Below are 12,699 nucleotides of genomic sequence, written 5' to 3'. Positions count from 1 at the left end.
GGAATAAATCAGTAAACAGCTTTATAGAAGGTATAATGGAAGTTCAAATAATCAATTTAGATAAAAATACATGAAAAATAACATGATTGATAGGAGGATTTTGTGAAAAATACTGTTTTAAAAATACCTGCAGAAACTCGGTTCAATTGTAATATCTAATAAAAATTGGCTGCTTTATCTTCTAATATGTTGCTTTCCTTCGAGTGTATTGTTTGTACTCTCAGGACCAGACGATACTTTAACTTCAGTCATAAAGCCTGCACTGTTACCTCGCAAAGTATTATTATGAGATTTCCCCAGCGTGATTTCAAATGAGTACCCGATTGATTTGACGTTATTGTCAAGAAGTTTATTATTATTTGAATCTCTAAGACTAATACAGAAATAGTCATCTATAACTGCATTTTTGCTCAGTTCATTGTTTGAAGAATTTTCGAGGCGTATACCATCCCAGTTTCTCGATACATTATTACTTGTTAGCTTGTTGTTATTTGAATTTTTAAGAAGGATCCCGTTTCTATACTTTCCCCACTTGAACCAATTATAACTTACTTCATTATTTACCAGTTTATTTCTGCTGGAGTCTGTCAAGCAAATTCCACATCCATTTTGAGATGCATTGTTGTTTTCAATTGTAATGTTTTCGGCTTTTTTCAGATAAATTCCGTATCTGTCAGAAAGCAGTTTATTGCCAGCGATAATGCCACCAGACCCGGTATAACATATGCCTGACTTGTCTGTTCCTGTCACATTGAACCCGCTAATTGTCACATTGTCGGCAACTACATGGAAAATATCCTTTTCCGGATCTGCAGCCTGAATTATAGTTTCAGTCTGTTCTCTAGGCTTTGAAATTATAATAAGAGATTCGTCCACAACAAGGTTCTCCTTATATAATCCCGGGTGAACAGCAATAATATCGCCAGAACTTGAATTGTCTATTGCTTGCTGGATCGAGTCTCCAGGGTGTACGTAGACATTTATTGAATCATCACTGATATTATCAAGAAAATTATTTATCGAATTATTACTATCATTATCAGGAGAATTATTGGGATATATCCAGGATAAAATTGCAGAAATTGTAGAATCAATGAAAGATTTATTTTCTATATCCTGATCTTTAGTCTCATTCTTAGAAGTACGATTAGGAGAATCATCTGGTAAATGATCCATATCTGAATTCTCAATATTACCTCTCAAAGTATTGTTATCTGAGCCAGCAAGTTCAAAGCCATGTTCCCTGTTTGAATTTGCAATATTATCAGTTAGAATGTTGTCTCTTGAGCTCCCTAGATCAATACCTGCATACCTATTTGAATTTGCAATATTATTGTTTAGCAAGCTATTACTGCAATTGAATAATTTAATTCCACCACCATTGTGATTTGCAATATTTCCATTTACTTTATTTTGTATAGAAGAACTCAAAGTTATGCCGTTATCTTTATTAAAATTTGCTGTGTTGTTATTTAATTCAGTATTTGTTGATTCATGAACATCAAATCCAACGATATTAGAATTTGCCACGTTGTTACTTAAATAATTATCAGTGGATTTAACTATTCCAATGCCAATAATATTATTAACTACAATATTATTCAACACGGTGTTATTATCTGAGTTAAACAGAATGATTCCAACGGCGTTATTTGATAGGATGTTGCTATCAAACCTTGAATCGCTTGTATTAAATAAAGCAATGCTCTGGGAGTTATTTTGGAGAACCTGATCTTTTATTGACATGTTCTGGCAGTTGATACAGTAAATAGCCCCAGCATTTGAGGCAGAATTTAAAGTAATATTCGAAACATTTACAAGATAATAAATAGGTTTTCCATTTACAGTATTGGTAGTATCGATATTGTTCTGCATACTAGCATTTTCATACCCAGTATAAATCTCAAAATTATATTTATTGTTGACCATTGTGTTATTAATAAGTGTATTGTTGCTTGCAAGCTCACTGTCATCTGGAGACAATCGGATTCCTGACCAGCTATTGTCTGATGCTGTGTTATTAATTAGTATATTGTTTTTAGCAGCACCCCAGAGATAGATTCCTATCCCATTAGCCTGTAAATGGTTGTTTGCAACAGTGTTATATTGCACACTGTCCAGATAAATTCCACTTCCTGAGCTGGAATTTTTCAAACCAAACCCTTTGATGGTCACGTTATTCGCAGTTACATGGAAAATATGATCATATGGATGAAGAGCTTGAATTATTGTATCTTCCGGATTTCCCGACTTTGAGATTATTGCTAACTTCTTATCTATGTCTATGTTTTCAATATATGTTCCTTTATTAACAATTATTGTGTCTCCATCGACAGAGTTGTTTACAGCTTGCTGTATAGAGGTATAATTTTCATTTCCATTGTTATCAACAGTAATCGTATCCGCCGCAACAGTGTTTGCATATATTAACAGAAACGAAAATGCGATAATGGAATAGGTTTTAATTTTCAATATGTCACCTTCTCGGTGGTTCATTATTGGTATGTTTATATTTGAGCTCATCCCAAAACATATTTTATCCCTTCATCGGTCAAAATTTCAGAATTGTTTTCATTATCTGTGACTCGATTGACTATTTCAGATTCAAGATTCGGAGAGCCGATTTTGAGTTTTAGGATAAGCTCTTTATTATAACACCTGTATTTCTATTACTGAACTCCGCTTTCTGCTCTTTAATTTTTATCTCATGTAGTGGCCGAAAAATACAATTGGAAAAGAGAACTCATCTCAAAATCCAAAGTTGTTTCTCTGAATACCATATCCAAAAATAATCAATCGAACATCTTTTTTAGAAACTGAAGCTTTATTAAAAACCATGGAAATAACGAGTGCCTTTTTCTTTTTTATTCCCCTTGTTTAAGCCATCAACTTTTCCTTCTTCATTACCCATATAATAGGGCTCTGCAATTGAGAAAAATTTGCCTGTTCTAAATTAAATAGGACTTACGCGGTTGAACTTAAAAACAACAACTCTAAACCTTCAACTGTCTAAATCAATGGTTTGACAGCAAGGTCTATTGATGCTGATTTTAATCCTCAAGTGCGTAAGTCCTATTAAATAAAAATATATGGGGTGGTTAAGGTCTCACCCATATTGCCGTAGCTTCCCACCAACTGCCAAAAGCTATGTAATGATGATTTTCGGTATCCCATGTATCGTGTAAGAATACATAATCCTGACTACCATCGGAATATCCAATACAGGTTACACAATGGTTTCCATATTCTTGACCTGGCTGGTACCCGCTACCTAATCCACCATATAACATACAAATAACAAATGGTCTATTGGCATTCACTTCATTTTTTACATCGTTCCATGGGATTGAGTACCAAACATAGCTTGCATCAAAATTACTGTATCCATGATTATTACAAACCGTCTCTATGCCAGGTCCAATATTCCATGGCCAAGTCGCTCCATCTCCAAATGGCCATTTATATGATGTGCCCATTGCGTTCGCTAATTCATCTATCAGTGTAGTTTCTCCTGGAAAGTTAGGATATCCATTACTGTCTCAATGCCCTAGTATCATTCCAGCTGCAGTTGGAGAGCAGCCATTGCGCTAGGGATAATTAGGTACATCGTAAATATAGCCGATACTTCTAGTAGATGTATAGCCTGCAGGAATTGTTTCCATAGTCATTCTTTCCTCTATGGACTTCCATTTTGCATTTGCGTCTTGCTTCCTTATTTCTCGTTGCTGTTGTAAAGATGTATCATTAAAATAGTAGTCTTTCTTATCTTCAGGAACACTAACATTTGACTTATTGAAGTCTACTACAGTTGAAAATGGCAAATCCACTATTACTTTTTCTTTGGCTTTACCTTTTGTATCGGTTAGTGTATACTCTGCGTAGTAAAATGTTGGGCCTAAATAAAGAGGTTTCATCTCTCCAACAGTCAGATCTTCCTTATCAGCACGCTCTTTTGCCAGTGATTTTGAACGAATCGTCAATTCTGGTATTTCATTAGGTATTTTGCCTTTTGAAAACTCCAGAACTGGATAGTTATCCTTCGTCGCTGAAATGAAAATATATCCTGCTTGTTGCTTATTTTTCATAACGTTAAATGAATAAGCCGACCTATTACCATCAAAATCGTAGTAAATAGTAGATAGTTCCACAGTTGCGTCTTTCCATTCAGATAAATCTGATATAGATCCAGAAATCTCTTTTATAGAGTAAGCCGCAACTTCTTCAGCTTTATCCACGCTGATCACACCTGATGTGTCAGCGTATTTAGTCTCATTCAATGTCTCTTCCTGCGCACCTAATACAGGTACAGCTAACATAATCAGTAAAAACAGGGCTACAGGTAGCAGATTAGTTCCTTTTAATCTTATTTTCATTTGGTTTCACCTTCTTTACATTGTTCTCGAAGGCAAAACACGTAGATTTTAATATCTTAAGATACAAAAACATGCTTTGCCTTCGGGCGCCTGTATGGGAGTCCTGCAAGAAGCCTTCAATTTCCCGGGGCTCTCATATAGTAAGAAAAAATTTACTTTTTTTCACATAACTGTATGACTTTTTGTTATAGATGATTTATGGCCAGATCATCAAACTAGTTGGTAGAACTGTATTTTTAATCAAAAATATAATAAAAAAATAAATAAGAATGATAATTATTAAACGGTAAACATCAATTTGTTAATATTCATTTTTACAGCTAAAGAGATACGATCCTATATAATAAAACTAAGAAAAAAAATATTACAATAACTAACAATTAGAGAAAAGTCTTTTCACAAAATTTACCTATTAATCTTAATAAAATGATAATTGATTTCTTGCTTAAATCTAATAATTTCTAACAAACAAATCCTAAATTAAATATCCGTTTTTTAAATAATTCAATAGATGTTTTTATAAAAATACGGTCTTTTTTATAAAAACATTGTCTAAATTAGTGTAAAAGGCTGAAAAATAGATCAGTAGAAATATATCAGGCATCCAAAGAATAAAATAGAAAATAAAGCCGCAAGTGCAGCTTTACTCAATGATGCGGATGTACGTGTTCGTGCCCGTGTATACGTCCTTCTTCGTCGATTTGTGCCTTTTTAAACCTTACATAAGCTTCATCGACTAATTTCAGGCACCTGTAGCAGACATCCACATCTTTTCTAACAATTCCTTTTGAGAAATCGGGGATCTGCAGTTCCACTGAGAAAACACCGGTTTTGCTTCCGCAGAGAGAGCATTTGCCTCTTCTGCATGAAGTGTGGTTCCTGTTCACTTCCAGGTATGTTTTCTGGGCAGAATCGAGGCAGGTCTCACAGAGCCCTTTCCAGACACCTTCAGGGTAGGCGAATCTCAGGAGAGGAGGGTAAGTCCTGACCGGGATAACGGTCGGGATTCCTTTTCCACATAGGTCGCAATCTGTCATTTCTATACCTCCTTAGAATGGCACCAGTACCATTGCTGCTTTCATAGCCAGCTCCACAAAGGGTTCGGGCCAGAGACCCATTACCATCACGCCTGCAACTGCAACCAGAAGGGCTGCTGCATATGGGAACGGGATACTGACCTTTTCCGTTTTACCCTCAGGGGGCATGAAGTACATGTATTTCACAAGCCGTGCATAGTAGAACAGTGAAAGGGCACTGTTCAGGATGGCGATCACTGCAAGCCAGGTCATGCCCGCCTGAATGGTTGAAGAGAAGAGCACGAACTTTGCCATGAAACCTGCAGTCGGGGGGATTCCTGCGAGTGCAAAGACGAAAACCGTCATGCAGAGGGCTGCAAGAGGCATTCTCTTTCCAAGGCCCCTGAAGCTGTCCAGGTGGTCAGGGATATCGAGGTTTCCTGTCTTTTCCGAACTTATCATCCAGACAACTGCTCCAGCTGCGATAAATGCTCCTGCTTTCATAAAGGCATGGGCAAGGGTGTACATGATTCCGCCTGCAAGAGCGACAGGTGTCATTACGGCAAAAGCCATTGCAATGTATCCTGCCTGTGCAAGGGAGGAGTAGGCAAGCATGCGTTTAACGCTGGTCTGGGCAACTGCGACCACATTTCCGAAGGTCATGGTCACCACTGCCAGAAGGGTAAACATAAACTGCCAGTCAGGCTGAAGGGCTGCAAGGGCTATGATGAACACCCTGAAGGCTGCGACAAACCCCATTTTCTTTGACCCGGCTGCGAGCAGGGCGGAAACAACTGAAGGCGATCCCTGGTATGTGTCCGGAGCCCACATGTGGAAGGGGACAAGAGCCATCTTGAAGCCGAAACCCGCAGTCAGGAGCACAATTGCTACAATGCCTATGGGATTTCCTGTGAGAAGACCCGGGTTTTGAGCGATCAGGGGAATGCTTGTTGTGCCGGTTGCCCCGTAAACAAAGGAAAGCCCGAAGAGCATGAGTGCTGCAGAGACCGAGCCTATTACAAAGTACTTCATGGCTCCTTCAAGGGACCTTGCATTCTGTTTCTCAAAGCCTGCAAGGGCGAAGGTCGCAAGACTCGCCAGCTCAAAGGCACAGAAGAGCAGGATCAGGTCGTTTGCAGAGGCTACAATCATCATCCCGAAGGTCGCAAAGAGCACCAGGGTGTAGAACTCTTCTGTGTGGTCGCTGTTTTCTGTATACTTTATCGAGGCAATCGAGACTATCAGGGCAACTGCCAGGAAGACCAGTTTGAAGAACTGGGAAAGGGCGTCGATACTCAGGGTTTCTGAGAATATTGTATACTGAACGCTGAAACCCTCCATTGTCAGAAGCCCGAAGCTTTTAACCGTCAGAAAGATGGCTGCAAGGGTTCCCAGGGTTGCCAGGTAGCCCAGTATATTCTTGGACTGGGGGGACAGGAAAACTCCGGTCAGAAGTATGACCAGTCCAGTTGCAACCAGGACAAGTTCAGGTGCGAGGTACATTATTTCCTGCATTTCTCACACCCCCATGCCAGCCGCAAGGCTGACTATTGCTTCCGAATTATTAATCATCATATCAAGCACCGGGCTCGGGTTCAGGCCGAAGTAAAGCACAAGAAGTGCGATTACGGCCATTGAAAAGACCTGGATGGAATTAATATCCCTGACGTCCCCGAGTTTTTCATTGTACACTCCGAACATTGCCCTCTGCATTGCCCAGAGGTGATAGCCTGCAGTAACCACTATAGCCAGCAGGGCGATTACCACAAAGACTGGAAGGTTTGTGAAGGTGAAAGTCAGCACCAGGAACTCGGCAATAAAACCTGTAAGCCCGGGAAGGCCGAGGGATGCCATAAAGCCGACCATCATTGCTACGGTAAGCATGGGCATTTTCTTTGCAAGCCCGCCAAGCTCGTTAATGATTCTTGTTCCTGCAGCAGTCTGGATTGCTCCTGCAGACATGAACATAATGCTCATAATAAGCCCGTGGGAAAACTGCTGGAACATGGCGCCTGAAACCGAAAGGGTAACAAGGCCGGCCGAACCCAGGATTACGTAGCCCATGTGGCTCAGGCTTGAGTACGCGATCATGCGCTTGAGGTCTTTCTGCCGCAGAGCAAGAAGAGCCCCATAGAGGATGCTTACAGAACCGAGCAGGCCCAGAATCATGATCATCAGTTGAGGACTGCCAGTATTCGGGAGCATGGGGAGTGAGATCCTGAAAAGCCCGTAACCTCCGATTTTTAGCAGGATAAAGAGTATGCTACCTGCCGTGGGGGCTTCGGAATATGCATCCGGGAGCCAGGAATGGAAGGGAAAGGCTGGAAGTTTTGCCAGGAACCCGAAGAGGATTGCAAGGAATATTCCGTCTTTCATCAGTCCGGGTTCGAAGAACTGGAACTGTGCGATCAGCTCCCTTATGTCAAATGTAGGAACGCCTGTCTGGTTCAGGGCTGTATAGAAGAGCCCGAAAATCCCGAGCAGCATCACAAGCGAGGCTACGTGTGTGTATATAAAGAACTTGTAGGAAGCATGAGCCCTGTTTGCTCCACCCCATAAATTTACTATGAAGAAGAGCGGGACAAGGGTAAGCTCCCAGAAGATATAGAAGACTACGAAGTCAAGGGCTACGAAGACTCCTATAACCGCAGCCTGCATTGTAAGGATCAGCCCGTAAAACCTGTTGGGGGATTCCATTTCCTCCTTCCAGGTGAAGAGGATCATAAACGGGATGACTATTGCATTCAGGAGGATAAGAGGCATGGAAACGCCGTCTATCCCGACTGAATAGTTGACCCCGAGGAAGGGTATCCAGCTTACGGATTCATAGAACTGCATTGCAGCAGTACTGCTGTCAAAGTTCAGATAGGCATAAAGGGTAAGCCCGAGAGTTGCTAGAGACCCGAGAAAGCCAAACCCTGCAGCCAGTTGTTTTGTTTTTGTGAAAAAGGTCACGACTGCGAAAATCAGCGGCACCAGAATCAACAACGATGCGACCGGCAGCATCAGAGTACCTCCATTATCAGTTTAACAAGTATTATCAGCAGGCTCACACCAGCGATTAATGCGGTTGCATAGGTCTGGACAACCCCTGTCTGGATCTTCCGGAGCTCTTCACCCACAAAAACCGTGACAATTCCGATTCCTTCCACAACGCTGTCAATGATCACATCAACTACCTGTGTCAGGAAAGCAATGATCCCGTAGACAATTCCGATTGAGAAGAATTCGGTGTAGATCTGGTGCTGGTAGTAGCGGTTGTAGAGAAGCCTGTAAATCGGGTTCTTCATGGAAGCCAGAGGTCCAAGGCTGAATGCTCTCAGGTAATATATCACAAAAGCAATTGCAAAGCCTGCAAGTGCGACTATCACCGGAGGCCAGAGGACTGCGAGAGGCTCGTGACCTGCTGCCGCCACAAGTTCATTTTCGCCTATGCCGGCAAGGGCTCCTATATCCAGGTTTACAAAGCTGTTGGTAAAGGTTTCTTCAAGGAATTCCATAAAGCCGGTTCTTGTCAGCGCACCAAAAGCGAGGGCAAAAATTGCCAGAATTGACAGGGGAATGGTCATTATAGCAGGGGACTCATGCCCGTGATAGTTGCTTCTCGGCTTGCCTGTAAAGGTCATGAAGATCAGCCTGAAAATGTAGATGGACGTCAGGAGAGCTGCAAGAATTGAGAATACATAGGGGATCCAGTTGCTGCTGTGTTCTCCGAAAAGGTATGCAGCTTCAATAATAGGGTCCTTTGACATGAAACCGCTTGTCCCTATTGAGGTTCCCGGAATACCGAAGCCTGCAAGGGCAAGGGCTGCTATGGTCATTGTTGCAGCAGTTATGGGCATTACCTTTCCTACGCCTCCTAGCTCCCTCATGTCCTGGGTGCCGACTGCATGGATCACACTGCCTGCACAGAGGAAGAGAAGCGCTTTGAAGAAAGCGTGGTTAATCAGGTGGAAAAGTGATATTCCGACAGCTTCAAGCCCTATTGCAGTGCCCAGACCTAGGCCCAGCATCATATATCCTAGCTGGCTGATGGTTGAGAACGCGAGCACACGCTTGAGGTCGTTCATCACAATGCCCATTGTGCCTGCAAAGAGGGCTGTAAAGCCTCCGAAGTAAGCAACTACCATAAGGGAATCGGGGGCTGCAATGAACATCGGGAAAGTCCGCGCTACCAGGTAAACACCAGCAGTAACCATTGTTGCTGCATGGATAAGGGCTGAGACCGTTGTCGGACCTTCCATTGCATCGGGCAGCCACACATGGAGTGGGAACTGACCGGACTTTCCTACGGCTCCTCCGAAGAAGAGCAGGGTGATAATAGTAAGGTGGCTTATTTCAAAGCCCAGGATGTTTATCTGAAGAGCTGCAAGCTCGGGGATGTAACTGAAGATTTCATCGAAGCGAAGAAGGTAAACTCCGTCCTGGAACCCGCCTGAAACCTTAAGGAGGTCGGAAGTGAGCACGATGATTCCTGTAAGGAACATAACGTCTCCGATCCTGGTTGTCAGGAACGCTTTCTTGGCTGCTGCTGCTGCTGACGGTTTTTCGAACCAGAACCCTATAAGCAGGTAGGAACAGAGGCCGACAAGTTCCCAGGAAACAAAGAGCTGCAGGATGTTGTCCGAAAGGACCAGGGAAAGCATTGCCGCTGTGAAAAGTGCGGTTTCTGCAAAGTACCTTGCTTTTCCTGCATCATGGGACATGTAACTTACTGCATAGATATGGATTAACAGGCTCACAAAGGAGACCATTGACAGCATGACTGCAGCCAGGGGGTCGATTAATATTCCTATGTTAAGTACTGCAAACCAGGAATAGGACTGGCTTATAACCTCTTCGGGATTTGCCAGCAGCCCGAGGGTAATCGCAAAAGAGATTACAAAGGAGGCGGCGATGGCAAGGATGGGAACGATTGCCCCTCCAGATGGCATTTTTCTGCCAAAGAAGAAGGTGATCGCAAAAGCCAGTGCCGGAAGCAGGGGGATTAAAAATGCAAATTCTTCCAGAGCCGTTTTTACCACCTCAGAATATTAAGTTCATCAAGGTTGATTTTATCGTGCATTCTATAGATCGCCATGAATATCGCAAACCCTACTGCAGCTTCAGCGGCTGCAAGGGCGATCGAGAACATGGCAAAGACCTGGCCGTGCAAAGTGTCCGTATAGCTTGAAAACGCTACAAGGTTCAGGTTTGCGGAGTTCAGCATGAGCTCTATGCACATGATCAGCCTGATACCGCTTTTATGCGTCATGACACCGTAGAGCCCTATTGAAAAGAGCAGGGCTGCAAGTCCCAGGTAAAATGTTAATGGAATGGCAGTCATCTGTTGCCCTCCCCTTTTGCCATATAGATTGCGCCTATAAGGGATGCGAGCAGGACAATTGACAGGACCTCGAAAGGTGCAACAAAATGGGTAAAGATAAGCATGCCTATGCCTTCTATATTACTCGGGTCAGCAGGGTTTTCGGGAAGCTCTGACACCGTATTCCAGGACGTTCCGAAAGCTCCTGTCACTACAACCGCCACAAAGAGCAGGCACACCAAAAAAGCCAGAGGCCGGTTAATTTGCACGGGGCCCACCTCCGATTTCGCGCTTTGTCAGCATGACTGCAAAGAGGATAAGAACTCCGATTGCTCCTATATAGACCAGAACCTGGATAACTCCAAGGAACTGGGCGTTTAAGAGAATATAAAGCCCTGCAACTCCGAACATGCACATAATCAGGGCAAGCCCGGCTCTTACGACGTCTTTTGCAATGACCACAAAGATTGCAAAGAAGACCGTGACAAGTGCAAGGAGTCCGAAGACCGCCGTTTCCAGTGCTGTTCCAACCGTTCCAGGGTCGATCATCTCTCGTCACCTTCCTGAATGTCTACTTCCCTCGCAAGTTTTTCAGGGGTCATAAGCAGGTCTTTATGAGCCCATTTCACCATGCCTTTGCAGTACTCTTTCCCGCTGGAAAGGGCACCTTTGGGGCACTGGTCTATACAGAGCCCGCAGAAGAGGCAGTGCCCTATGTCTATTTGAGGGAACCACCTCTTCTTTTCACTGCCAGGGGCAATCGGGGCTTTTACGATCTTGATCGCGCTGTTAGGGCAGGTATTGGCACAGATCCCGCAGCCTATACATTTGCTTTTGTCAAGGGTCTGGAGGCCTCTAAACCTTTCGGAGAGCGGACTTTCCACCTCCGGGCACAGCCTGGTCACGCGTTCTTTAGGGATGTTTTTAAGCGCATATTTGATGTTTTTGAGAACCATACTTAAGCCCCCAGATAAAGTCCAAGGCCGACTGCCCAGGCAAGGTTCAACAGGGACAGGGGCAGGAGTTTCTTCCAGCTCATATCCACTACCTGGTCAATCCTGAACCTCGGGACAGCCCACCTCATTCCTATAATAGTCATCAGCACAAGCACGGTCTTAAGAAGCAAAATTCCTGTAGGGGCAATAAGTCCGAGCACTGCATTATTTGCAACAAATGCCGGTACGTTCCAGCCTCCAAGGAAAAGGAGTGCTACAAGGAATGATCCAAGGATCATGTGCATATACTCGGCAAAGAAGACGAGCCCAAAACGCATTCCTGTGTATTCCGTTACCCAGCCTGCTACCAGTTCTTCTTCGGATTCGTTCTGGTCAAAAGGGAGCCTTCCAAGGTCAGCCATAAGTGCGATAAAGAAAACAACAAATCCGATAGGCTGCAGGAAAATGTTCCAGACAAAACTTCCCTGAGCGCTGGTAATATCAATGATATTTAGGGAGCCTGTCATTACGGCAACGCTGACAATAGCGATACCAAGTGGCACTTCATACCCTATCATGCGGGCAAAATTCCTGAAAGCACCAAGCAGGGAATATTTATTGTTTGATCCGTACGCAGCCATAAATATTCCAAAAATATTGATTGCGGACACCGCTTCTATGAAGAGTATGCTTATATCCATCTCGGTTACGGCCAGAGGGTATAAGTTTCCATCAATAAAAACCGCTCCAACCGGAATCGCTACAAGCATCAGAAAAAGGGAAGTCAGCATGAAAACCGGGGCATTGTCGTAAAGAAAACGGTCGGCATTTCCAGGTCTGACATCTTCTTTTGTAAAGAGTTTGATGGCATCTGCTACAAGCTGTAAGAGCCCGAACTTTCCCACCCTTGAAGGCCCGTACCTTAACTGGATGTCAGCTGAGAGTTTTCTCTCAATCCAGACTGCAGCCATTCCGCCAAGGAAGATGGCTCCTACGAGAACCAGGCCTACAGTACCGCGGATCCAGGGGACAAAGGGAACTATGAATTCTGGAATTTCTATAGCCATAAA

12 protein-coding genes are annotated in these 12,699 nt (G+C 43.3%); all 12 read right to left on the bottom strand.

Going from position 1 to position 12,699, the window contains the following annotated elements; genetic code table 11:
- Positions 1–174: 174 nt before the first annotated feature.
- The 12 genes from MSMAS_RS17905 to fpoH all read right to left on the bottom strand — a co-directional run bounded on the left by MSMAS_RS17905 (position 175) and on the right by fpoH (position 12,696).
- A complete protein-coding gene (locus MSMAS_RS17905) occupies positions 175–2,472 on the bottom strand; it encodes a right-handed parallel beta-helix repeat-containing protein (protein ID WP_162197297.1) in 2,298 nt (765 codons plus the stop codon).
- 626 nt (positions 2,473–3,098) lie between these two features.
- Positions 3,099–3,497, bottom strand: coding sequence for a C39 family peptidase (locus MSMAS_RS11900; protein WP_268745878.1), 399 nt, complete (start codon positions 3,495–3,497; stop codon positions 3,099–3,101).
- A gap of 90 nt (positions 3,498–3,587) precedes the next feature.
- Entirely contained in the window at positions 3,588–4,373 is a 786-nt protein-coding gene (locus MSMAS_RS11895; RefSeq protein ID WP_048038219.1) for a hypothetical protein, read from the bottom strand.
- Between the two features lie 647 nt (positions 4,374–5,020).
- Complete coding sequence (locus MSMAS_RS11890; protein WP_048038220.1) at positions 5,021–5,410, bottom strand: F420H2 dehydrogenase subunit FpoO; 390 nt, start codon at positions 5,408–5,410, stop codon at positions 5,021–5,023.
- 12 nt (positions 5,411–5,422) lie between these two features.
- Entirely contained in the window at positions 5,423–6,904 is a 1,482-nt protein-coding gene (gene fpoN / locus MSMAS_RS11885) for a F(420)H(2) dehydrogenase subunit N (RefSeq protein ID WP_015412575.1), read from the bottom strand.
- A gap of 3 nt (positions 6,905–6,907) precedes the next feature.
- Positions 6,908–8,395 (bottom strand): F(420)H(2) dehydrogenase subunit M, encoded by a 1,488-nt coding sequence (fpoM, locus tag MSMAS_RS11880; protein ID WP_011034399.1) that lies wholly within the window; start codon positions 8,393–8,395, stop codon positions 6,908–6,910.
- A complete protein-coding gene (fpoL, locus tag MSMAS_RS11875; protein WP_011034400.1) occupies positions 8,395–10,413 on the bottom strand; it encodes a F420H2 dehydrogenase subunit FpoL in 2,019 nt (672 codons plus the stop codon). Before fpoL ends, fpoM begins: the two co-directional genes overlap by 1 nt.
- The gene (gene fpoK, locus MSMAS_RS11870; protein ID WP_011034401.1) at positions 10,407–10,715 is read right to left on the bottom strand and encodes a F420H2 dehydrogenase subunit FpoK; all 309 of its coding nucleotides are present in this window, start codon (positions 10,713–10,715) and stop codon (positions 10,407–10,409) included. Before fpoK ends, fpoL begins: the two co-directional genes overlap by 7 nt.
- On the bottom strand, positions 10,712–10,963 hold the full coding sequence (fpoJ, locus tag MSMAS_RS19800) for a F420H2 dehydrogenase subunit FpoJ (protein WP_011034402.1): 252 nt from the start codon (positions 10,961–10,963) through the stop codon (positions 10,712–10,714). The genes fpoK and fpoJ overlap by 4 nt, the downstream gene beginning before the upstream one ends.
- A complete protein-coding gene (locus tag MSMAS_RS19795; RefSeq protein ID WP_015412576.1) occupies positions 10,953–11,243 on the bottom strand; it encodes an NADH-quinone oxidoreductase subunit J in 291 nt (96 codons plus the stop codon). The genes fpoJ and MSMAS_RS19795 overlap by 11 nt, the downstream gene beginning before the upstream one ends.
- A complete protein-coding gene (gene fpoI / locus MSMAS_RS11855) occupies positions 11,240–11,650 on the bottom strand; it encodes a F420H2 dehydrogenase subunit FpoI (protein ID WP_015412577.1) in 411 nt (136 codons plus the stop codon). The genes MSMAS_RS19795 and fpoI overlap by 4 nt, the downstream gene beginning before the upstream one ends.
- A 2-nt stretch (positions 11,651–11,652) precedes the next feature.
- On the bottom strand, positions 11,653–12,696 hold the full coding sequence (gene fpoH, locus MSMAS_RS11850) for a F420H2 dehydrogenase subunit FpoH (protein ID WP_048038226.1): 1,044 nt from the start codon (positions 12,694–12,696) through the stop codon (positions 11,653–11,655).
- Positions 12,697–12,699: the final 3 nt, after the last annotated feature.

The sequence above is a fragment of the Methanosarcina mazei S-6 genome (assembly GCF_000970205.1).
Taxonomy (GTDB): Archaea; Halobacteriota; Methanosarcinia; order Methanosarcinales; family Methanosarcinaceae; genus Methanosarcina; species Methanosarcina mazei.
Note: the sequence above shows the minus strand (reverse complement) of the source record. Positions and strands in the feature narration are given on the sequence as shown.

Excerpts from the sequence above, each read along its gene's own strand:
- MSMAS_RS11890 (WP_048038220.1), bottom strand. The coding sequence starts at position 5,410 with ATGACAGATTGCGACCTATGTGGAAAAGGAATCCCGACCGTTATCCCG.
- fpoM (WP_011034399.1), bottom strand. The coding sequence starts at position 8,395 with ATGCTGCCGGTCGCATCGTTGTTGATTCTGGTGCCGCTGATTTTCGCA.
- fpoH (WP_048038226.1), bottom strand. The coding sequence starts at position 12,696 with ATGGCTATAGAAATTCCAGAATTCATAGTTCCCTTTGTCCCCTGGATC.
- fpoN (WP_015412575.1), bottom strand. The coding sequence starts at position 6,904 with ATGCAGGAAATAATGTACCTCGCACCTGAACTTGTCCTGGTTGCAACT.
- fpoI (WP_015412577.1), bottom strand. The coding sequence starts at position 11,650 with ATGGTTCTCAAAAACATCAAATATGCGCTTAAAAACATCCCTAAAGAA.
- fpoK (WP_011034401.1), bottom strand. The coding sequence starts at position 10,715 with ATGACTGCCATTCCATTAACATTTTACCTGGGACTTGCAGCCCTGCTC.
- MSMAS_RS19795 (WP_015412576.1), bottom strand. The coding sequence starts at position 11,243 with ATGATCGACCCTGGAACGGTTGGAACAGCACTGGAAACGGCGGTCTTC.
- MSMAS_RS11895 (WP_048038219.1), bottom strand. The coding sequence starts at position 4,373 with ATGAAAATAAGATTAAAAGGAACTAATCTGCTACCTGTAGCCCTGTTT.